This is a genomic window from Nitrospirota bacterium (assembly GCA_040755395.1).
Lineage (GTDB): Bacteria > Nitrospirota > Nitrospiria > Nitrospirales > Nitrospiraceae > DATLZU01.
The window spans coordinates 61989-82571 of the sequence record JBFMAX010000004.1; the positions used below are offsets into that span (position 1 = coordinate 61989).

A 20583-nucleotide genomic window follows, 5' to 3' on the forward strand; every position below is an offset into this window, starting at 1 on the left:
GAAGTCAAGATGGCTTACCCATCGCCCCTAGTTCGCACCTCTCGCGGCCTTTAAGGGAGACTCGTAATGAAAAGCGAAATCTTATATCCGGGCGCGTTTCCGATGGTACGGGTGTATCTGGCGGCGGGGGAAAGTGTGAAGGCGGAGTCCGGGGCAATGGTGGCGGCGTCCCCGACGATTGATGTCGAGAGCAAGATGGAAGGCGGGTTTCTCGGCGCACTGTCCCGCAAGCTCCTCACCGGCGAAAAATTCTTCTTTCAGACGCTCCGGGCGACCCGCGGAGCAGGAGAGGTGTTGTTGGCACCTACGGTACCCGGTGACATCGTCGTTCTCGAACTGGATGGAGTGAACGAGTACCTCGTGCAGAAGGACGGGTTTCTGGCCGGGGCCGAGGATGTCAGGATCGAAAGTCAGATGCAGAGTCTCAGCCGGGGCTTGCTCGGGGGCGAAGGGTTCTTCATCCTGAGAATCGGCGGAACCGGGCAATTGATTCTGAACAGCTTCGGCGCCATCCACAAAGTCGAGCTTAAGCCGGACGAAGAATATATCGTGGACAACAGCCATCTCGTGGCGTGGACGGCTACCACGACCTACAGCATTGAAAAGGCGGCGGCGGGCTGGATCGCCAGTTTCACCTCCGGCGAAGGGTTCGTCTGCCGGTTCCGCGGTCCCGGCCTGGTCTACATTCAAAGTCGCAACCCCAGCGGGTTCGGGGCCTGGATCAGGCAGTTCATCCCCGTCTCCGAATAGAGGGGCGAGGGGTAACGGGAGAGAAGGATACCGGGATGGATAGGCAAGCAATCCTTCATGCTGGTATCTGCGCACGCGCTAGACACGCTATCCCTGTGCACCGCTACCCCGCTCTCACATGACTCGCACGCCCAACGCCCTCTGTTTCGGCCATGACCTGCCGGGCGCGGGAGTGCCTTGCCGTGTCACTGTCGGTCCTGATGGACTGTCGATCGAGTTCACCGACCAGGCCAACCGACTCGCGAGGGAGATCGTCCCGTTCTCTGCTCTGTCGATCGGAGCGGGCGGGTTCGATCACGATCACCTCGTCTTGCAATGGACCGCGAACGGGGCAGGCCGAACGGTCTATCTGAAGGATCCAACGGCCATCGTCGCCTTTCGGCAATCCGCTCCGCAGGGGCTGACGGACCATCTGGAGCGGACCGCGGAGCGTGTACGGCGCTCGCGACGGAGCCGGCGCACTGTCATCGCGGTGTCCGCCGCTTCCCTGCTGGGGTTGCTGCTTGCCCTGTGGTTTGGCTTCGACGCCATCGTGTCGATGGCCGTGAGTCGCATTCCTGTAGCATGGGAGGAGAAGATCGGGGAAACGGTGCAGCGCGACTTCCTGGCCGGACAGACGATGCTTCCCGGCGGGCCGGCGGTCGAGGCGGTCCAGGAGATCACCAAACGGCTCACATCTCACCTTCCCGACAATCCCTACACGTTTCACGTCACGGTAGTCCGGAGCGATGTTGTGAACGCCTTCGCCTTGCCGGGCGGGTATGTCGTCGTGTTCACCGGGTTACTCCAGAAGGCGGAGAATCCGGAAGAAGTGGCGGGCGTCCTGAGCCATGAGCTCAATCACGTGCTCCAGCGGCATGGGCTGGAGCGGATCGTCAAAACATTGGGGGTTGTGGCGGTGGTCACCATCCTGGTCGGCGATCAGCAGGGCCTGATCGGGCTGGCCAAGCAATTGGGCGTGGAACTGCTCACGTTGAAGTTCAGCCGCGAGCAAGAGACAGAGGCGGACGTGACGGGGCTGAAGCTGCTCCACCGGGCCAAGATTGCGCCGGATGGCATGATCCGGTTCTTCGAGCGGCTCTCCGAGTCGGAGAGCGGGCGCGTCGAACTGCTCTCGACTCACCCGATGAGCGCCGCGCGGGCGGAGCGACTGAAGGCGGAAGCGGCGTCGCTCCCGCGCCAGGTGCCGGAGCCGTTCGGTTTCGAGTGGAGCAGAGTTCAGGAGTCTCTGGGGCGGGGCCAGAAAGGCTCGCCATGAGTCCGGGGTGGGGGATCCTTCGCGTCGGCGTGATTGCGGACACCCACGGGCTCTTCGATCGGGCCGTCCTGCGGCATTTTCAGGACGTCGATCACATCCTCCACGCGGGGGATATCGGCGGCAAGTCCGTCATCGAACAACTGGAACAACTCGCGCCCGTCACCGCCGTGTCCGGCAATGTGGATGGATATGGGCGCAGCGGATTTCCCCCGGAGACCGTGATCGAGCTGGGCGGCCGACGGATCGCCCTCCGGCATATCCTCTTCGAAGGCGGGAGGTTGACCAAAGAGGGGCGTGCCTTCCTGGAGCGAGTGCGCCCCGACGTTTGCGTGTTCGGCCACACCCATCAACCCACGGCAGAATGGGTCGGCGCGACGCTGCTGTTCAACCCCGGCTCCGCCGGCCCGAAACGCTTCACGCTTCCGCGGGGACTCGGTCTTCTGACGATCGACGACGGCATCACCACGGCTCACCTTGTCTTGCCGGATCGGGCCGAGTAACGTCGGGTCAGCCGCGCGATTCTCTTGATTCGACTCTTCATCGACCCGCATCTTGGATGCCGGCTCTTGACTTTGTGCGTCGACACAATTGTGGTATAACCGCTCTGACACCCGCGGCTGTACGTAATCGCCGCGGACCACAACGACAGGAGGAAAATCATGATAAACAAATTCTTGCTGCTGCTCTTCGCGCTCGCGCTGGTCAGTGTTCAAGCCCTCGACGCTTTCGCGGCCGGGAATCCTGACACCGGTCCTGGTTGCGGGCTGGGAAAACTGGCCTGGCAAGACTACAAGGGGCAGAAGCAGATTGCCCCGCAGGTAATGATGGCCACGACGAACGGTACCTTCGGCAGCCAGACGTTCGGGATCAGTTTCGGGACATCGGGGTGCACGAACGACGGCGTGATCATGAGAACAGAGCGGACCAACGTCTTCGTCTTCGCTATGTTCGACAACCTCTCCCAGGAGCTGGCAAAGGGTCAGGGCGAACACCTCGCGTCGCTTGCCACTTTGATGGGTGTGCCGCCTGAGCATCAAGCCGAGTTTTTCGCTATGACCCAGGAGAAATACAAAGCATTGGTAGAAGCGGGGGAGGCGTCGCCGGTGGCGGTGATTAAGGCCATCGAGGACGCTATGGCCGAGCACCCGGTTTTGGCCAAAGTCGCCGCGCCGCGCTAAGCGAGGTCGTGCGAGATCGTCGCTCGTTGAGCGCGACCGAACCAAGCGAGCGCGCAGACGGTTTTTTCTCACTCCTCGCTCGGTATTGGGCTATAATCGCCTGTGGTGTCGCCACACGGGCGGCAGGATCTCTAACCATAAGGAGGAGGACTTATGTTGAGAAAACTGCTCATGCTGTCGGTCTCGCTGGTCTTTATCGGTGCGCAGGCCAGTCTCTCGCTCGCCGCCCACCCCGACACGGGTCCGGGCTGCGGGCTGGGGAAGCTGGCCTGGTCGGACTATAAGAACCAAAAGAACATCGCTCCGCAGGTTCTGATGGCCACGACCAACGGGACGTTTGGCAGCCAGACGTTCGGCATCAGCACAGGCACTTCCGGATGCACGAACGACGGACAGATCATGAGCGAACATAGGGTGACAATGTTCGCCGCCATCAACTTCGACAATCTCTCGCAGGAGATGGCGCAGGGGCAAGGCGAGCATTTGGCGTCGCTGGCGACGCTGTTGGGCGTGCCGGCGGAGCATCAGGGCGAGTTCTTCGCCCTGACCCAGGAGCGATACACGTCTCTGATGCAGTCCGGCGAGACCTCGCCGGTGGCGCTGGTCAAGGCGTTGAACGATGCTATAGCCGCGCACCCGGTTCTCGCCAAAGCGTCAACCCGCTGATCGGTTCGAGGGGCTCCGGCCGCCAGGCCGGAGCCCCGTTCTTTCCCCTGTCTTCTTGTATTCTGCCGCCGTTGCGTATCTTCTTCATTGCAGGCCTCTTCAGTTCCTACCTCCTCACAACGTTTGCTCTTGCGGGCGCACCGGCGGATAACCCCTATCTCGTCGAGCTGGTCAGTCGAGCGCGGGCCATGAAACTGGCCGACGAACGGGAATGGCATCTCCTCCTACACTATCGGAAGAACCTCTTCGGCGGCTATACCAGCGAACAGGATGATCCGGGCTTTTTCCTGTCGCCGAAGGGAAAGACTGACCCGCAGGCCGAGTTGGAAGCCACGCTGGCCCAATTCTTCTCCGATGAGCTGGTCGGACGCTCCCGTCAGCCGGCGCAGTGTGCCTTTGTCGCGCGCTACCACTGGCTGAAAGAGAAACTGCAGTTTGATGACGCGCGGTTGGCGCCTATCCGATGCGACCGGTTCGAACGATGGTTGGCCGAATTCAACGCGGAATCGATCACGCTCATCTTTCCGTCGGCCTTCATGAACAATCCGGCGTCAATGTTCGGCCATACGCTGCTGCGGATCGATCAACAAGGTCAGACCGAGCAGACGCGCATCCTGGCGTATACCATCAACTACGCGGCGGACGTGCCGCCGGACGCGGGCTTGGCCTATCCAATCCGGGGGATCTTCGGGGGATATCGCGGCTATTTCTCGACTATTCCATACTATCTGAAAGTGCAGGAGTACCGGGATATCGAAAACCGGGATATCTGGGAATACAAGCTCAACTTCAGCCAACCGCAGATCCGCCGGCTGCTCATGCATGCGTGGGAGTTGGGCAACGCCTATTTCGATTACTTCTTCTTCAAGGAGAATTGTTCGTATCACCTGCTCTCCCTCCTGGAATACGCCGATCCGACCCTGCAACTCACCGACCAATTTCTCTTCTGGACGGTGCCGGCCGACACCGTCCGGCTGGTCGCGGCCCAGCCTGGGTTGGTCGGCGGCATCGCCTACCGCCCGTCTCGCAGCACGCTCATCAAACGGAAGCGGGAAACCCTCTCGGAGGCCGAACGCAGACTCGCCAATCGACTCATCGGAGACGTGTCCCTGATTCAATCGGAGACATTCACCCAGCTCCCGCCGAAGCGGCAGGCCTTTCTTCTAGACCTGGCTTCGGATTATCTCCGCTACAAGATCGATGCGGGGGACTCCGACGCCGCGGTCTACAAAGAGCGGAATCGTGCGATCCTCACGGCGAGAAGCGGACTGCGAGTCCAGCCCGACGACCTGAAGATCGCTCCGTTCGCCAAGCAACCGGAACTGGGGCACAAGACCTCCCGGGTGAGCGTCGGCGGAGGGTGGCGGAACAATGACACATTCGAAGAAGTGACGGTCCGGGCGGGCTACCATGATTTGCTCGATCCCGAAGTCGGCTACACACCGGATGCGCAAATCGAGCTCGCGTCGCTCAGCGTGCGCCACTACAATCGGGCCGAGCAGACCAGGCTGGAGCGGGCGACGTTGGCCAACGTGCTCTCCCTCTCGCCGATGGATGCGCTGTTTAAGGCCCCGTCGTGGAAAATCAGCGCCGGCTACCAAACGATCCGGCATCGAGCATGCCGGTTATGCGGGAACGGCAATGTGAACGGCGGGATCGGCGCGGCGGTGGAAACCCAATGGCTCAACCGAGAGGTCTATTTCGCCTTTGCGGAAGCGGACGCCAACTACAGCCACGCCTATGAGGAGCGGCACAGCGTCGGCGGAGGGGGAACAGCGGGCATGCTGGCGGACCTGAGCGATCGTTGGAAACTGATGCTCTCAGCGACCTATCTGCGGTATCCACTCGGCGACAAGTCCGACGATGTCAGGTGGTTCGTCGGCCAACGGTATACGCTCGGACAGAATCTCGCGGTCCGGCTGGAGTACACGCACCGCGATCGGGACAACGACGTGCTGTTCACGGTGCAGGCGTTCTTTTAGGCGAACTTTGTGAGCGATTGGCCGATGGGTTCGCGCGGCGAGCGGTAGAGAAGAAGGTCAGGCCGCATCCGAAGCGGCGACATTATGGCAACATTCGTTCCACTGTGGCGCGCGGGAGTGCAATAGCACCGACGCCGATGATCTCGCCGGTTTCAACGCGAACGACCTTGGCATTGACCTCGACGCCGGGCGGTCCCAGATCGGCGAAGAGCGTGGTTACGACCGCGTCGACACCCAGGAGTCTGCCGATTCGCGTTGCGGAGTCCTCATCGAAGCCGCCTGTGTGGGTTAACGCCAGTTCTTGGGTCACTTTGGACAACTGAGATCGCTCCACCACCGTTGCCGTTCCTTCCTCATGCAATTTGGCGGTCAATTTCTCGGTCACATAATTGCAGAAAGGTTTATTTTCTTTCCCGGTGACATCTTGAGCGGGTAAGACGGCTATGCGAAGGACCCCGTGACCTTTCAGGTTCCCCGAAAGGCGGTGCGCCAACTCTCCAAACTTGGCGTCGACGGCCTTCTGTGTCGCCTCAGGGTTTTGAGGAGACGCCGAGTCGTTCCCAGTCGCTCGAGAAGGAGGCGGGGCTTTGACGAACTTTCTCTGACCTTCCTCGGCGGCTTGCAGCGCCGGTGACGGCGGCGGAGGCTGATAGCCGGAGGTTGCCAGAACCCTGTCGTCCTGGCTATAAACGACTTTCGTCTCTTCATCGTGGCCTTGGAGCAGTTCAATGAGGCTGTAAATCGGTTCTCCAAGAATTCCGATAATCGTCAGATAGGCATATCCATAGACGGCGGCTCGTCCCGGGTTCGAGGTATTGCCCATTTCGTACCGATAGGTGTCTTCGTGCTTCCCGTCGCCGAGATCTTTGGTGGTAACCGGCTTGCCGAACTCCCGCTCCACGTCCTCGCGGGTGGCTCCAACCTGGAGCGTATCGAAGTTCGGTTCCGGGTGTCCATGCAAAGCCATCGCGATCGAACAACCGGACAGCGTAAGCGTCCAGCAAAAACCAATCACAATCGAGAGCAGTTGCCAGCAAGGAGGCCCTTTCATGGTGCGCGGAAGCAAGGAGAGCATGGCTTTCTTCCCAACAGATGAAAATCAGGCAAGCATTTATACGAAATCATGGCTAGGCTAAGCAATCACCTAAAAGAGGGGCCAGGAATCGATGATGGTCGAGCGAAGTCAATGAATCTACGACGGCACGCATGAGCCTCCTTGACCGTCTCTTCGTCTATCACCCCGATCCCTGGCAGGACCGGGACTGGGCCAGGGCCAGCAGGCTCCCGCTGGAGGATGTCTGGTTCCCGGCCGCCGACGGGACCAAGTTATTCGGCTGGTATGTCGAGTCCTCGGAGACACCGGCGGTCTTGCTCTGGTGCCACGGCAACGCGGGCAACATCATCAACCGGCTGGACAATCTGCGGGAGCTCTACCGCCTCGGGCTGTCTGTCTTCCTGTTCGACTATCGGGGGTACGGCCGCAGCGAAGGCCGCCCGTCGGAAGAAGGGCTCTATCAGGACGGATTCGGCGCTTACGAGTATGTGACCCGCGCCCGCCGTGTCAGACCCGAACGTCTGATCCTCTTCGGCCGCTCGCTCGGCGCGGCCGTAGCCGGCGAACTGGCCGCCCGGAAGCCGGCCGCCGGGTTGATCCTGGAATCGTGCTTCCCCTCCGTCGAGGCGCTCGCCAAGTTCCATTACCTCGGCCTGCCTGTTCACTGGCTCATTGGCGCGAAGTTTCGACTCATCGACCGGTTGTCGCACATCTCCCTCCCGCTGCTCGTCGTCCATGGGGATCGCGATGACTTGGTGCCGCTGCAACTTGGCCAACAGGTGTTCGAGGCGGCGAAGGAACCGAAAGCCTTCTATGTCGTCCGAGGCGCCGATCACAACGATGTCCCGTTCGTCGGCGGCCCAGCCTACTTCGCCCGGCTCAAAGCCTTCATTCAAAGTGGCTTGGGGAGGTGAGGTGCGTAGGGCGTGACGGGAACTTCTTGTTTTTCAAAGCCGTCGAAAAGGAGGGCGACCGACCTGAGGCTTCGGACGGCGGCGTGCTATCTTTTGTAGGAGATTCCCGCGACATCTGGCCGTTCACGTCGATCAACAGGGAGGGACGGGGTATGAAACACGTGGTGCTTTCAATCGGGGTCGCCCTCGGATTGGCGGCCGGAATTGCCGCCTGTGACTCGGGTAGTCTTCCCGGAGACCCCAAAAAAGAGACCACGGCCCCGCTCGGGGACGCGGCGCTCCTCGCTGCTTCCTCATCACCGGGGCAGGCCGACAACGACGCCGGCGTCGAGCACTACAAGGAGCGACGCTGGGACCTGGCTGAACAGCAGTTCCGCAAAGCCGTTCAAGCCGACGAGAAGCTGGCCGAGGCGCATTACAACCTCGGGTTGACGCTGGACAAGTTGGGCGATCACGAAGGCGCCGCGGCGGCCTTCAAGAAAGTCACGGAACTCTCACCGAAAAACTCGCCGTTGAGGGAGTCGGTAATCCTCAAAGAGCACGTCGGGCTGTAGCTTTTCCCTCCTTGTCCGGGAGTCGCCCAGTCTCGCAGGCGCCACCCGATGCTGTCTTGGCTTCCCGCCGGCCGGGCGCTACGAGAAACGTACGTAATTATTTGGCGCTTTCGCCGACATTCTGGTACAGTGCGCGGGATTGGTCCTTCGGCAGCTACCGAAGGCATATCAGGGCACCGCCATGGGTCTGACCACTCGTCCTGATGGCGAACGGAAGCAGAAAGGAGGAATTCGTGCGGCGACAGTGCGAAGGACTGCTGCGGATGTGCCTGCCGGTTACCGTGATCGGACTAGGAGGATGCGCCAACTGGTTCGACCACCGGGGCGACTTCCCCTTCGCCGCTCCGTCATCCCCTTCCGGCATCGTGCTGAGCCTGCCATCGTCGCTGGAGCAGACAAACGAGCAACCCGTCGTGTCTGTGGCGATCACCACGGATCAGCCTGGGCCGGTCCTTGCTCAAGCCGCTCCCGAGCCGCAGACGGCCCAGGACGAATTCTATGATCCTTTTGCCAAACCCGGCGAAGCCCTCTCCGAACAGGAAGAGTACGATCCCTGGGAACGGTTCAACAGCGTCATGTTCGAGTTCAATCGCAGAGTCGACCGGTATGTGGTGAAACCGGTTGCGCAGGTCTACAACTTCATTCTGCCTGATCGGGTACAGGTCAGCGTGAGCAACTTCTTTCATAACGTTCGGTTCGTGCCTCGGTTCGTGAACAACCTCTTTCAGGGAAAAGTCAAAGGGGCCGGATTGGAACTGGGACGTTTTGTCGTGAACACAACCTTGGGCGTCGCGGGATTCTTCGACGTCGCGAAGGACGGGTTCAATTGGCAGACGCCCGATGAAGATTCGGGCCAGACGCTCGGTGTGTATGGGGTCGGCCCCGGTCCATATTTGGTGTTGCCCCTGCTTCCGCCGTTGACGGTCCGGGATGCCGTCGGGTATGTGGTCGACCTCGCGCTCGACCCGATCAACTGGCTGGTGTTCCCAATAGTGGAAGCCGAAGGTGTTCCGTCGCTGGTCGCCCACAAGAATCGCACCACGTCAACGTTTGCCCAGCTCGGCACCCGTGCCGGCCAGATTGTCAACGAACGGTCGCTGAACCTGGAAACGTTTGAGGGAGTGGAAGAAGCGACGCTCGATCTCTACACCGCGGTCCGCAACGCTTATCTCCAGAAGCGGGCGAAAGCGATCCGGGAATGACGTGAGGCGTGAAACGTGAGGCGTAAGGCGTGACCTACTGACGGGTATGGGGGCGGCATCAGTCGATCCTGGTTTCTTACGCCTGACGCTTTACGCCTCACGCCTAACGAGTTACGTGATGACGCCCAGTTCGCGTCCGACCGTCGCGAAGGCCTGCACCGCGCGTTCGAGTTGCGCGCGTGTGTGGGCGGCCGAGATCTGCACGCGAATCCGCGCCTGCCCCTTCGGCACCACCGGATAGCTGAATCCCACCACATAGATCCCTTCCCGGAGCAGCCGGTCCGCCATCTGCGTCGCCAGTTTGGCCTCGCCGAGCATAATCGGAATGATCGGATGGTCGCCGGAGATGAGGTTGAAGCCGAGCGCGGTGAGCTGCGACCGGAAGAACGCCGTGTTCTCGCGGAGCGCGGTTCGTAACGCATCCCCTTGCGCCACAAGCTTCAGCGCCTGGAGCGCGGCGGACGTGATCACCGGCGGCAGGGCGTTCGAAAACAGATACGGCCGCGAACGCTGTCGGAGCAACTCGATGATCTCCGCCCGTCCCGAGGTGAAGCCGCCCGCCGCGCCGCCCAGCGCCTTACCCAGCGTGCTGGTGACGAGGTCGATCCGGTCCGCGACCCCGAAGTGGTCAGGGGTCCCGCGTCCGCCCTTGCCGAGCACGCCGGTCGCGTGGCTGTCGTCCACGACGATCGCCGCGTCATAGCGCTCCGCCAGTGCCACGATCTCGTCGAGCTTCGCCGGATCACCGTCCATGGAAAACACGCCGTCGGTGGCGATCAGCCGCAGCCGGCAGGAGGAAGCCTCACGCAGCCGCGCTTCCAGATCGTGCATGTCGGAGTGGGCATAGCGGAACCGCTTGGCCTTGCACAATCGGATTCCGTCGATCAGGCTGGCGTGATTCAACGCATCGCTGATGACAGCGTCCCGTTCGTCCAGCAGGGTTTCGAACAGACCGGTGTTAGCGTCAAAGCAGGAGCTGTACAGGATCGTATCGCCGGTCCCCAGGAAGGTGCTGATCGCTTGCTCGAGGCGCTTGTGCAGATCCTGCGTCCCGCAGATGAAGCGGACGGACGCCATTCCGTACCCATGTTGCTTGAGTCCGTCGATTGCCGCCTGGCGGACATCGGGGTGATTCGCCAATCCCAGATAGTTGTTCGCGCAGAGATTGAGGACCTCGCCCTGAGCCACCCGGATTTCGGCGCCCTGCGGACCCAGGATCTGGCGTTCGGCTTTGTACAGACCGGCCGAGCGAATCTCAGCCAACTGTTCAGTGACAGCTTTTTTGAACGAATGGTACGCCATGGATCTTCGCGCGAGACGTGCGAGATAGGCGGGCACCCATTGCTTCCAGATACAATGGGTGCCGGCGCGAAGCGAAGGATTTACTCGTCGCGCTTTTCTCGCATGTCCCGCCTGTCGCGCGTTCCCTACGGAACCAACACCACCTTCCCACACTGCCCCGATTTGATCAATTCGAAGCCGCGCGTGAACTCGGCCATGGGCAAGGTGTGGGTGACAGCCGGTCTGACATTGAGCCCGGCCTTGAAGAGCCCGGCCAGGCGGTACCAGGTGCCGAACAGCCGCCGTCCGGTGACGCCGTACACGCGGATGCCCTTGAAGATGATCTCATTGGGGAGATCGAAACAGACTTGCCCGGTCGGAATGCCGAAGAGGGTCACCCGCCCGCCGTTCTTCACCGAACGGAACGTCTGGTGCAGCGCGGCGGGATCGCCGGACATTTCCAACGCCGTGTCCACGCCCTCGCCGCCGGTCATTTCGAGAATCGCCGCCGCGATCTGCTCCGGCGAATCCGTCTTGGCGTTGATCGTGTGGTGGACCCCGAGCTGCTTGGCCAGCCCCAACCGGTAGTCGCTCACGTCGGAGGCGATGATGACGGAAGCGCCGGCGACCTTGGCGACGGCGGCGGCGAAGAGCCCGGTGGGTCCGCAGCCGGTGATCAGCAGCGTCCGCCCGGCCAGGTCCTCCGCCAGGGCGGCGTCCACCGCGTTCCCCAACGGTTCTTGGATGCAGGCCAGCTCCGGCGGGATCTCCGGCGAAGTTTTCCAGAGCACTCGCTCGGGCAGGGCGACATATTCGGCGTAGGAGCCGTCCCGGTCGACACCGAGAATGCGGTAATCCCGGCAGACATGGGCTTGGCCGGTCCGGCATTGGAAACAGCGTCCGCAGGTGATGTGCGACTCCGCCGCGACATAATCCCCGACGGACACCAGCGTGACATCCGGCCCCACCTCCACGACCTCGCCGCACATCTCGTGACCGATGATGCGGGGCGGGTGAATCCGGCTCTGAGCCCACTCATCCCAATTGTAGATATGCGCATCGGTCCCGCAAATGGATGTCGCTTTCACCCGGACGATCGCTTCCCCAGGGCCCGGCGTCGGGTCCGGCCAATTCGTCAGCGTCATGCCGGATTGGGACGTGACTTTGACGAGGGCTCTCATTCCATCTCCGTTCATCTCCATTATACACAAGGCGCATGGATCCCTAGGCCGATTATGCGAAAAAAGAGGGTTGATCGGCGCGCAGAGTCTCGCTAGGATTCGCCCATGACCCTGTGGGCACCGCGATTCCTGTGGACCGCCTCGTTCTTGGTCGCAGCAAGTGTTCTGGCTTCTCTTTCCGGCGCCTCGGCCGCTCCATCGCAACCCAACTCGCCCGGCACACTGAAACGATGGGTTCAGTTCGAGCTAGTCGGCGCTGATCCCGACGGGGTGGTCTCGGTCGACAAGAGCTTCGAATTGGCGGTGATGCTTGGCGGAGTGCCTCTCGGGAATGATCCCGTGGTCGCGGTGTTCGACACCCCCTGGTTCAAGCGACGGATCGTTCCGATGGCGCCGGACTCGATCCCTATGACCCTGCGCGGGTCGGTGGTGTTGGAGCCGCACCCGCTGAGCGCGACGTCGGTTCCGCCGAAGGCCGCCAGGATTCAAGTGACATTCGCGCGGTTTCGGAACATGAAGCTGGACCGAATCATGACCCGGGTTGTCTATGTGACACTGGGCCGGCCCGAAGCGGCTGCACAAGGGGACACGATGGCGGCGACGGCGGAAGAAGAGAAAGACGCGGGCGACGCGTCGCAAGATGAAGCCCAGTTGGAGGTGCAGCCGGATGTGAAGCCGATGGTCAACGCGCTGATTTCCGAGGAGGACCTGCTGCCTCTGCCGGCGCCCGACGAGGGCAACGCGTATTGGCACGAGGTGAGCCGGTTGATCAGCCGCAGTTGGAGTCACCGGATGCGCCACCAGCGGCAGATTCCCGCGAGGGAGACCGTGCGGGTCCGCTTTCGGATGTACGCGAGCGGTCATGCCCAGTTGATCGAGATCGAACGGGGGTCCGGGGTGCGCGACATCGACGAGGCCGGCATTCAGGCCATCATCCAAGCCGAACCGTTCCCGCCGTTTCCGCGGGAGTTGGGAACGGAGGCCGTCGATGTGCACATCCGGATGCGGACCGGTTTGCACTCCGTGGTCAAGAACGTCCAATCTCCGAAAAGCCGGCGCAACGGCGCCGCGACGGTGACCCCGCAGCCCAAACCCTGACCGGTCTACGTCGAGCCTTACCCCCAGGAACAGGCGAAGCCGATCATGAGAGCCATGGTCTTGGAGAAACCCGGCAAGGTGGTGGCCAAGCCGCTCGCCCTGCGCGACGTGCCCGTCCCGGAGGCGGGAAGAGACCAGGTGCGCATCCGAGTCCGCGCCTGCGGCGTCTGTCGAACCGACTTGCACATTGTGGAAGGAGAGCTGCCACCGGGCAAACAGCCGGTAATTCCCGGCCATCAGGTTGTCGGGATCGTGGATCAGGTCGGCAAGGATGTCGCCGACGTGAAGGAGGGCGACCGTGTCGGCATCGCCTGGCTCCAGGAGACCTGCGGCCGGTGCGAGTTCTGCGCAAGCGGGCGTGAGAACCTCTGCCTCTCGGCGAAATTCACCGGGTATCACGTGGACGGCGGCTATGCCGAATGGGCGGTCGTGCCCGCCCGCTTCGCCTATCCGGTCCCGCCGATTTTCAACGACGACGAAACGGCGCCGCTGCTCTGCGCCGGCATCATCGGTTATCGGGCGCTGCGGCTCAGCGGCGTCAGGCCTGGACAACGGCTGGGGCTCTACGGGTTCGGCGCCTCGGCCCATATCGCCATCCAAGTGGCGCGGCATCGGGGCTGCTCGGTCTATGTGTGTTCCTTGAAGGAAGAACATCGTGCGCTCGCCCGTGAACTGGGCGCGGTCTGGGTCGGCGGGGCGGCCGACCTGCCGCCCGACAAATTGCACGGCGCCATCATCTTCGCGCCAGCCGGCGAACTGGTGCCGCCGGCGCTGCGGGCATTGGAGCGGGGCGGCACCCTGGCTCTGGCGGGCATCCATATGACGACGATTCCACCGTTGGACTACGACGCCGATCTGTTCGGCGAACGAGTCATCCGCAGCGTGACGGCGAACACGAAGCAGGACGGGCTCGACCTGCTGCGGGAAGCGGCGGCCATTCCGATTCGTCCCCGCACGCAGCGGTTCCGGTTGGAAGAGGCGAATCAGGCCCTCCAGGCGCTCAAGGCCGGGACGATCAAGGGCGCCGGTGTGCTCGTGCTGTGAACATGAAGCCGTCAGCCGTCAGCTTACTTTCCTTACTGAAGACTGATCGCTGACAACTGACGGCTGAAAACTGACCGCTCCTCCCGCGCCTCGTTGAGCGCGACAAGCGGGCCTGGAAAACCAAGCGCGGTCCTGTGTAGGATGGGCGCAATGACGCGCGCGATGACAACTCTCTTCCTGACGATTCTAGGCCTGCTCCCGGTCTCCGGCGTCTGGGCGCTGGAATTCACCGCCGACCAGATCACCAAAATCGACGGCCGCGTCCGTAAGGCCAATATCTATTACCGGGACGACATGTGGCGCATCGAGCATCACAACCTCGGCCCGGTCAACGTCACGATCGTCCGCAAGGACAAGCAGGTGATGTGGCTGCTGCTCTCGCGGATGAAACACTTCAAGACGGTTCCGTACGATCCCGAGCAGGCGCCCAAAGTCAGCGAGCATCTCAACGGCGAGGTTTCGCGCGAAGAGATCGGGACCGAGGTGCGGGAGGGCCATCCCACGATCCTGTACGAAGTCACCGTCAAGCAAGGCGACCGGACCGACGTCTATTATCAATGGTTCGCCACCGATATCCGGTTCCCGATGAAACTCGCGCGCAAGGACGGCAGTTGGATCGTGGAATACCAGCATGTGAAGCTCCGGTCCGTCTCGGATTTTCTCTTTCAGTTGCCGGTGAACTTTCGGCCCCTCGAAGAATTCGACGGGCTCCCGCAGGAAAAGAAAGACAAAGGCATGTAGGCAAGGGGGGAAAACGACGGTGCGGGCGCGAAATGCGATGTTGGCCGGAGTGCTGTTTGCGGTGGCCATGGGCGGTGTCGGTTGGGCGCTGGATGTGGCGGATGTGACGCCGGAATGGACCCCGGAAGGGAAGAAGATCGCCGCGGAGCGGGCCAAGCTGCCGGCGAAGGATGAGATGGTGCGGATCCCCGCGGGCTGGTTCCTGATGGGCAGCGACAAGAAGGTGGACAGGAACGCCTATCCGCCGGAGTTGCCGCAGCGGAAAGTCTATCTGGACGCCTATGACATCGACCAATATGAAGTGACGACCGTGCAGTTTCTGAGGTTCGTCCTGGCGACGGACCGGCCCCCGCTGGTGGATTGGAAATACGACGGCGGCAATTTCCAAGAAGCGATGGCGTCCCATCCGGTGATGCATGTGTCCTGGTACGACGCGGAAGCCTATTGCAAGTGGGCCGGGAAGCGGTTGCCGACCGAAGCCGAATGGGAAAAGGCGGCGCGGGGCGAAGACGGCCGCATCTATCCTTGGGGGAACCAGCCGGCCGGGTTGTCCCGCGCGAATTTCGGCCGAACGGGATTGTCGGGGCCGGTCCGCGATCGACCGGAGCGGCTGCTGCTGTATCCGCCGATCATCTCCGTGGACAAGTATGAGAACGCGGTCAGCCCGTACGGGGTGTTTCAAATGGCGGGCAATGTCGCGGAGTGGGTGGCGGACTGGTACGACCCCGCTTATTACAAGACGGCTCCGGACAAGAATCCGAAAGGACCGGAGAGCGGCACTCAGAAGGCCTTCCGCGGAGGCGGCTGGATCGACAGCACGCCTGTCGTGCGGGCCGCCCAGCGCAATGGAACCGATCCGAACACGAAAATGAACTGGCTGGGCTTCCGCTGCGCGCGTGACGCGAAGGATGGCGGGGACCAGGCCGAAGCGAAACCGCGGCAGACCGGCTGACACTGAATGAGAGGAACGCGTGAGCGTGGCGCGGACTGCCTTCACCGTGTCCCATTCCTCGCCCCTTACCATTCACCTCTGATCCCCTGACGCACTCCGTCGTTTGTCATCGAGGAGGGGACGCGCCCGCTCGCTGGCTTCCTTGACCAGGACGCCCATCTTGGGGTGGGAAGGTTCCAGGTCCACGGGCAGACCGTAGCGGCGGAGGCGCTCGCTGGCCGTCGGGCCGATCGATGCCGTCACGACTCGCTGCACGGCTTGCCGAAACCGGTCCGTCTTCTTGTCCTGCTCCAGCAGTTGCATCAGATGGTCCACTTGCGCCGCGTTGGTGATCAACACCACGTCCACCTGGCCGGCTAGGATCGCGTTCAGCGCCTGCTTGAGCGGGCCTGTATCCTCCGGCAACGCCCACCGATAGACGGGCACCCGTGTCACGCGCGCGCCGCGCGCGGCCAACGCCTCCAGGAATTCCGCATTCGAGACGCCGTATTCCTGGACCGCGACCCGCAAGCTGGCGACCGGCTTGTGCACATCGAGCGCCTGAAGGATGTCGCGCCAGGTGTTGGGCTCCGGGACGGTCAGCTCGGGAGTCAGACCGAGGTCTTTGAGAACCGCCACCGGCTTCGGCCCCCGCGCGACGAGGCACGTGCGGGAGAGCGCCGCCTTGACGGCCTCCAACGGATAGCGGGTCTGCAGCACGTCTACCAGCGCGCGTGTCCCTACGCCGGTCAGCAGGATGATCACATCCACCTGACCGGCCAGCAGTTGCTCGCCGAACCGGAGCGCCTCCGCGTTGTTGTCCAGCGGGACCTCGCGCAACGCGGGGGCGACGAGCGGTCGGCCGCCATGCCGCGCGATCAACCGCGCCATCTCGGTTCCCATGCGGCTTTCGAAGGCGGCGACCGTCAGTCCTTCGAAGTTTGATTGAGCGATCCGGCGATCTGGTGAAGTCATCGAGTCTTGCGGTAGCGGCTTAGAAGCCTATTGAGACGGATAGTTAGGTGCTTCGCGCTTTGGCCGTCTTGCGAGCGGTCGAGAATATTGCCAGAAGCTCTTTTGCCTCTTTCGTGATCGCCTGGATTTCCTCGGGAGTGACAATCCCGGCTTCTTCTAGAAGTTCACACCAGAGTAGCGTCTCATCCGCTTCTTCAACGACAGTGCCGAGCTTCGCAACGAATTCAGCTTTCGATCGTCCCCGGCAAGCTGCTCGATAATTTGCGGCGACGGCCGTTCCCGCCCGAAGCAACTGATCACCCTCGCTTCTCTTCCGTTCGTGAGTCGTTGAGACAGTTTCACGATGAGAAGGGCGAAGCGCTTTGTTCGTTTTCTCAGATCTTCTGCTTGAGTGCTCCCCAACACTTCACCAAATCGCCAGATCGCCAAATCCTACTTGACCACTGCGTCCTTCGCGCAGCGGAATCCGGTCGACTCGTTCCGGATCGTCGGGTCGCTTTTGACCCGGGTGAAGATCCGGACCAGCGGCGTCTCGACCTGCCAGCCCGAACTGCGGATCACCTTGTGCGTGCCGGTGTCGGGGCCTTTGGGGTTCTTGGCCGGGCTTTTCTCGTAGTATGAGGGGTCGTACCAGTCCGCCACCCATTCCCAGACGTTGCCCGCCATGTCGTAGGCGCCATAGGGGCTCTTGCCCGCTTCGTAACTGCCGACCGGCATGAGCGTTTTCTCGCCGATCCATTGTTGGTTGAAGTTGAGGTGCTTGGCCGTCGGTTCGACGTTGCCCCAGGGGAAGCGCCGGTCCTCCGTCCCCTTGGCGGCTTTTTCCCATTCGGCTTCGGTCGGCAGTCGCTTGCCGGCCCACTTGCAGTAGGCCTCCGCGTCGTACCAATCGACGTTGATGACGGGCCGGTCGATCAAGGACTCGGAAATGGCGACCCCTTGCCACAGGTTGCGGGTGGGATTCTTGGGGTTTTGCGGCACGCGATGGCCGGTGGCTTTAACGAACGCCAGGTACCGACCGTTGGTGACTTCGTATTTATCGATGTAGAAGGCATCCAAGTAGACCTCATGGCGGGGATACTCATCGCGACCGCCGTCCCGGTCGCCGGCCGGCACGCCCATGGGGAAAGGCCCAGCGGGTACCAGGACCATCGGCGCGCCGTCTTGGCCGGTGATCTCGGTCGGAAGTGTCTTCGGATCCGACGACGAGGCGGCCGGGGTTGGGACGGGCTGGATCTCAAGAGCGACCAACAGAGACAGGACGACGAACGAGAGAAAGGTTCGAACGCACATGGTGCTGAACTCCTTGGTTTCGTATGGGGTCATCGAGCGGCATCGTACCACAGGCGATCGGCGAACCGACAGGCGCGGGGAATCCTCAAGGTCGGTGCGAACGCACCTGTCGGCCGGAATTTCCGTTGACGGGATGACGGCATCTCCCTACTATAACCGCCAAGAAAGCAGCGAATAGCCAATAGCCAAAGTGAATAGCAAGAATTCATTTGTGAGCTTGAAGCTTGCGCGGCCGGATGAAAATCGAAGCGACAAGTGACAGCGGATTGCCTAAAGCTGTTTGCTGTTCGCTACCGGCTACTCGCTATTTTTAGCAGATGTCCATGTCGATACCTTCGCATCGGGGTTTGCGCCATGTGGCGTTGCGAGTGACCGATCTCAAGCGATCACGGTTGTTCTACGAACGCCTGCTCGCCATGCAGGTCGTCTGGGAACCGGATCCCGACAACGTCTATCTCAGCTCCGGGACCGACAATCTGGCCTTGCATCAGATTCCACAGACGGAATTGGCGGAGTACCGGTCGTTGCGCGGCCAATTGCTGGATCACTTCGGCGTCATCATGGACAGTCCGGAATCGGTGGATCGGATGTTCCAGGAGGTGAACCGGGAACTCGACGCGTTGGGCGGGAAGCTCGTGAAGCCGCCCAAACGCCACCGCGACGGGAGCTATTCGTTCTATTTCGCTGATCCGGACGGCAATGTCATTCAAGCGCTGTATGAACCCTCAATCAGCAGGAAAACGTAATGCGTGACGCGTCATGCGTGAAGCGCGAGGATCATATCGTTCCGCATAACGGATTACGCATCACGTTTCACGGTATTGCATGAGCCGAATCTGGGACAGTTTTCCGCGCGATCAGTATCTCGGTCTCGCTCCCTGGACGTGGGTCCAGTTGGAGAGCGCCGAGCCGCCAGGCCCGTTTCCCTTTATCGGCGGCGTCGCGCCGGAGGTCGTCGCCAGCCTGCACGAGGCGCACAGCCTCCTCTTGAGCTGCGTCGAAACGGCGATCAGTGATATCTTCTCGCGCCGCGCCCCGCTCGACGATCCCTCGCTGCGGACCCGTCTCGAGGACGCCTACGCCGAATTGGTCCAGTCGCGCCCGCACCTGAGCCGGCACATCCGCTGCGGCCGCAAGCCGGACGGGACCTTCTACTGGGAGTTTTCGCTGGATCCGACCAAGTCCGCCACCGTCACCAACGCGGGACTGCGCGTCTTTCAAGCGGTCAAGCGACAGGCGATCCCGTTGGGCTTCGAGCGTCCGATGGGCCCGGCCGTGGGCAAGCTCCTCGGGTTCTTGGACGGGACGCATCGGGTGGAGGAAATCCGGACGGTGGTCACGTCATCCGGGAGGGATGTTGAGCGTACGTTGACGCGATTGATGGAGCTGCTGCTCCAACATGAGTGCTTGGTCCGGTCCGCTCAAGCGACGGTGCGAACCCGCTGGCTGGAGGCGACCCGGGATCGAGACACGGTTCATCTTGGCCACGCCGCGCTGCTCTACCGGCAGCGGGAGCAGTTCTTTCTCTTCGATCCCTGGCTCATACCCTGGTTCGCCGAGGCCCCGGTGCCGTCGCTCTGGGTCTCGCTCCTGCCCCGTCCGTCGGCCATCTTCCTGACACACGACCATGACGACCACGTGGACCCGCGGACGCTGCTTCACATGCCCAAGGACGTGCCGGTGTTCGTGCCGAGCCGGAGGAATCGGCGCAAGCTGTACTACGACTATCTTCCGCTCCTGCGAGAGTTGGGTTTTGGCCAGATCGTCGAGCTCGCGCACGGCGAGACCTGGGCGTTCGACGGCGGGGCGGTGGTGTCGGTGCCCTTCTTCGGCGAAGACCCCTGCGACTTGGAAATGCCGCGGAACTGCTACCTCATCACCGATCGCGGCCATAATACCCTGGTGCACGCGGACAGCGGGCCGACGAACTCGGGCCGGTCGGCGATCAAGGAGGGAATCATCCAGGACCTCGTCAAGCGCTATGGGCCGATCGCCACGGTCTTCGCGTCGCAGCAACAACTCTTGGAAGTGCGGACCTACGCCGCCCATGCGTGCCTCTCGCATCCCGGCCGCTGGCTGGATGTCGGCGAGAACGGGTATCTGACCAACTCCTATCTGGCCGAGTTGTGCGCGACCGCGCAGGCCAAGCTCTTCGTATCCTATGCGACCGGCGGCGCCGATTGGTACCCGGACCATCTGTCGTTCATGTTCAGCCGGCGCAATCCGGCCCGGACCGCGCTCCTCACCGCCAATTGGGAGCCGCCGGAAAAATTAAAAGAGCTTCTGGAACCACAGGGCTGCGGGTATCATTACAGCCGCGCTTTGGATCTCTTTCGACCTCGATCCGACGGCCGCGTCGACGTGCTCTCCATCGCTGATCATGTGTCCCCCCTGAATCTGTATCGGCTGGATCACGGCGATCCTCCCTTCGCGCGTCAGGGCGGATGAGCATAACTTTCTACAGGAGTGAAATGGGACGAC

At 62.0% G+C, this 20583-nt stretch carries 21 protein-coding genes; 15 read left to right on the forward strand and 6 right to left on the reverse strand.

Translation table 11 applies throughout. The features are described 5' to 3' along the window. Positions 1–66: 66 nt before the first annotated feature. The 6 genes from AB1555_08330 (at position 67) to AB1555_08355 (ending at position 5834) form a co-directional block, all read left to right on the forward strand. Positions 67–750 carry a TIGR00266 family protein gene (locus tag AB1555_08330; GenBank protein ID MEW6246700.1) on the forward strand — a complete coding sequence of 228 codons (684 nt, stop codon included), beginning with the start codon at positions 67–69 and terminating at the stop codon, positions 748–750. Positions 751–868: 118 nt separating this feature from the next. Continuing rightward, positions 869–2008, forward strand: coding sequence for a M48 family metallopeptidase (locus AB1555_08335; protein ID MEW6246701.1), 1140 nt, complete (start codon positions 869–871; stop codon positions 2006–2008). Then, positions 2005–2508, forward strand: coding sequence for a metallophosphoesterase family protein (locus AB1555_08340; protein MEW6246702.1), 504 nt, complete (start codon positions 2005–2007; stop codon positions 2506–2508). The genes AB1555_08335 and AB1555_08340 overlap by 4 nt, the downstream gene beginning before the upstream one ends. 159 nt (positions 2509–2667) lie before the next feature. Beyond that, complete coding sequence (locus AB1555_08345; protein ID MEW6246703.1) at positions 2668–3186, forward strand: DUF3015 domain-containing protein; 519 nt, start codon at positions 2668–2670, stop codon at positions 3184–3186. 153 nt (positions 3187–3339) lie between these two features. After that, positions 3340–3852 (forward strand): DUF3015 domain-containing protein, encoded by a 513-nt coding sequence (locus AB1555_08350; GenBank protein MEW6246704.1) that lies wholly within the window; start codon positions 3340–3342, stop codon positions 3850–3852. A 188-nt stretch (positions 3853–4040) separates the two neighbouring features. Beyond that, positions 4041–5834: a DUF4105 domain-containing protein gene (locus AB1555_08355; GenBank protein MEW6246705.1), complete on the forward strand. Its 1794-nt coding sequence runs from the start codon at positions 4041–4043 to the stop codon at positions 5832–5834. Positions 5835–5916: 82 nt separating this feature from the next. Here the strand turns inward: AB1555_08355 and AB1555_08360 are convergent, their stop codons facing one another. After that, entirely contained in the window at positions 5917–6909 is a 993-nt protein-coding gene (locus AB1555_08360) for a CsgG/HfaB family protein (protein MEW6246706.1), read from the reverse strand. A gap of 131 nt (positions 6910–7040) precedes the next feature. Here AB1555_08360 and AB1555_08365 point away from each other — a divergent pair, with 131 nt between their 5' ends. The 3 genes from AB1555_08365 (at position 7041) to AB1555_08375 (ending at position 9558) form a co-directional block, all read left to right on the forward strand. Beyond that, on the forward strand, positions 7041–7802 hold the full coding sequence (locus AB1555_08365) for an alpha/beta hydrolase (GenBank protein MEW6246707.1): 762 nt from the start codon (positions 7041–7043) through the stop codon (positions 7800–7802). Between the two features lie 152 nt (positions 7803–7954). Next, positions 7955–8356 (forward strand): tetratricopeptide repeat protein, encoded by a 402-nt coding sequence (locus AB1555_08370; GenBank protein ID MEW6246708.1) that lies wholly within the window; start codon positions 7955–7957, stop codon positions 8354–8356. Positions 8357–8589: 233 nt separating this feature from the next. Beyond that, a complete protein-coding gene (locus AB1555_08375) occupies positions 8590–9558 on the forward strand; it encodes a VacJ family lipoprotein (GenBank protein MEW6246709.1) in 969 nt (322 codons plus the stop codon). Between the two features lie 111 nt (positions 9559–9669). On the opposite strand, the gene AB1555_08380 is transcribed toward AB1555_08375, so the two are convergent. Further along, positions 9670–10860 (reverse strand): glycine C-acetyltransferase, encoded by a 1191-nt coding sequence (locus tag AB1555_08380; GenBank protein ID MEW6246710.1) that lies wholly within the window; start codon positions 10858–10860, stop codon positions 9670–9672. Between the two features lie 125 nt (positions 10861–10985). Further along, complete coding sequence (gene tdh / locus AB1555_08385; protein MEW6246711.1) at positions 10986–12020, reverse strand: L-threonine 3-dehydrogenase; 1035 nt, start codon at positions 12018–12020, stop codon at positions 10986–10988. Positions 12021–12125: 105 nt separating this feature from the next. Here tdh and AB1555_08390 point away from each other — a divergent pair, with 105 nt between their 5' ends. The 4 genes from AB1555_08390 to AB1555_08405 all read left to right on the forward strand — a co-directional run bounded on the left by AB1555_08390 (position 12126) and on the right by AB1555_08405 (position 15855). Further along, positions 12126–13118: a cell envelope integrity protein TolA gene (locus AB1555_08390; protein ID MEW6246712.1), complete on the forward strand. Its 993-nt coding sequence runs from the start codon at positions 12126–12128 to the stop codon at positions 13116–13118. A 45-nt stretch (positions 13119–13163) separates the two neighbouring features. Continuing rightward, positions 13164–14162, forward strand: coding sequence for a zinc-dependent alcohol dehydrogenase family protein (locus AB1555_08395; protein ID MEW6246713.1), 999 nt, complete (start codon positions 13164–13166; stop codon positions 14160–14162). Positions 14163–14324: 162 nt separating this feature from the next. Then, positions 14325–14903, forward strand: coding sequence for a hypothetical protein (locus tag AB1555_08400; GenBank protein ID MEW6246714.1), 579 nt, complete (start codon positions 14325–14327; stop codon positions 14901–14903). 19 nt (positions 14904–14922) lie between these two features. Continuing rightward, positions 14923–15855 carry an SUMF1/EgtB/PvdO family nonheme iron enzyme gene (locus tag AB1555_08405; GenBank protein ID MEW6246715.1) on the forward strand — a complete coding sequence of 311 codons (933 nt, stop codon included), beginning with the start codon at positions 14923–14925 and terminating at the stop codon, positions 15853–15855. A gap of 72 nt (positions 15856–15927) precedes the next feature. On the opposite strand, the gene AB1555_08410 is transcribed toward AB1555_08405, so the two are convergent. From AB1555_08410 to AB1555_08420, 3 genes are all read right to left on the reverse strand, one after another. Then, the gene (locus AB1555_08410; protein ID MEW6246716.1) at positions 15928–16809 is read right to left on the reverse strand and encodes a uroporphyrinogen-III synthase; all 882 of its coding nucleotides are present in this window, start codon (positions 16807–16809) and stop codon (positions 15928–15930) included. 43 nt (positions 16810–16852) lie between these two features. After that, positions 16853–17101 carry a four helix bundle protein gene (locus AB1555_08415; GenBank protein ID MEW6246717.1) on the reverse strand — a complete coding sequence of 83 codons (249 nt, stop codon included), beginning with the start codon at positions 17099–17101 and terminating at the stop codon, positions 16853–16855. 140 nt (positions 17102–17241) lie between these two features. Next, positions 17242–18102, reverse strand: a complete 861-nt coding sequence (locus AB1555_08420; GenBank protein MEW6246718.1) for a formylglycine-generating enzyme family protein — start codon at positions 18100–18102, stop codon at positions 17242–17244. 323 nt (positions 18103–18425) lie between these two features. On the opposite strand from AB1555_08420, the gene AB1555_08425 reads away from it, so the two are divergent. Then, on the forward strand, positions 18426–18848 hold the full coding sequence (locus AB1555_08425; GenBank protein MEW6246719.1) for a VOC family protein: 423 nt from the start codon (positions 18426–18428) through the stop codon (positions 18846–18848). Positions 18849–18927: 79 nt separating this feature from the next. Further along, entirely contained in the window at positions 18928–20550 is a 1623-nt protein-coding gene (locus tag AB1555_08430) for an MBL fold metallo-hydrolase (GenBank protein ID MEW6246720.1), read from the forward strand. Positions 20551–20583: the final 33 nt, after the last annotated feature.

Excerpts from the sequence above, each read along its gene's own strand:
- AB1555_08360 (MEW6246706.1), bottom strand. The coding sequence starts at position 6,909 with ATGCTCTCCTTGCTTCCGCGCACCATGAAAGGGCCTCCTTGCTGGCAA.
- AB1555_08380 (MEW6246710.1), bottom strand. The coding sequence starts at position 10,860 with ATGGCGTACCATTCGTTCAAAAAAGCTGTCACTGAACAGTTGGCTGAG.
- tdh (MEW6246711.1), bottom strand. The coding sequence starts at position 12,020 with ATGAGAGCCCTCGTCAAAGTCACGTCCCAATCCGGCATGACGCTGACG.
- AB1555_08390 (MEW6246712.1), top strand. The coding sequence starts at position 12,126 with ATGACCCTGTGGGCACCGCGATTCCTGTGGACCGCCTCGTTCTTGGTC.
- AB1555_08430 (MEW6246720.1), top strand. The coding sequence starts at position 18,928 with ATGAGCCGAATCTGGGACAGTTTTCCGCGCGATCAGTATCTCGGTCTC.
- AB1555_08420 (MEW6246718.1), bottom strand. The coding sequence starts at position 18,102 with ATGTGCGTTCGAACCTTTCTCTCGTTCGTCGTCCTGTCTCTGTTGGTC.
- AB1555_08365 (MEW6246707.1), top strand. The coding sequence starts at position 7,041 with ATGAGCCTCCTTGACCGTCTCTTCGTCTATCACCCCGATCCCTGGCAG.
- AB1555_08345 (MEW6246703.1), top strand. The coding sequence starts at position 2,668 with ATGATAAACAAATTCTTGCTGCTGCTCTTCGCGCTCGCGCTGGTCAGT.
- AB1555_08350 (MEW6246704.1), top strand. The coding sequence starts at position 3,340 with ATGTTGAGAAAACTGCTCATGCTGTCGGTCTCGCTGGTCTTTATCGGT.
- AB1555_08400 (MEW6246714.1), top strand. The coding sequence starts at position 14,325 with ATGACAACTCTCTTCCTGACGATTCTAGGCCTGCTCCCGGTCTCCGGC.
- AB1555_08425 (MEW6246719.1), top strand. The coding sequence starts at position 18,426 with ATGTCGATACCTTCGCATCGGGGTTTGCGCCATGTGGCGTTGCGAGTG.
- AB1555_08335 (MEW6246701.1), top strand. The coding sequence starts at position 869 with ATGACTCGCACGCCCAACGCCCTCTGTTTCGGCCATGACCTGCCGGGC.
- AB1555_08395 (MEW6246713.1), top strand. The coding sequence starts at position 13,164 with ATGAGAGCCATGGTCTTGGAGAAACCCGGCAAGGTGGTGGCCAAGCCG.
- AB1555_08410 (MEW6246716.1), bottom strand. The coding sequence starts at position 16,809 with ATGACTTCACCAGATCGCCGGATCGCTCAATCAAACTTCGAAGGACTG.
- AB1555_08340 (MEW6246702.1), top strand. The coding sequence starts at position 2,005 with ATGAGTCCGGGGTGGGGGATCCTTCGCGTCGGCGTGATTGCGGACACC.
- AB1555_08355 (MEW6246705.1), top strand. The coding sequence starts at position 4,041 with ATGAAACTGGCCGACGAACGGGAATGGCATCTCCTCCTACACTATCGG.
- AB1555_08330 (MEW6246700.1), top strand. The coding sequence starts at position 67 with ATGAAAAGCGAAATCTTATATCCGGGCGCGTTTCCGATGGTACGGGTG.
- AB1555_08370 (MEW6246708.1), top strand. The coding sequence starts at position 7,955 with ATGAAACACGTGGTGCTTTCAATCGGGGTCGCCCTCGGATTGGCGGCC.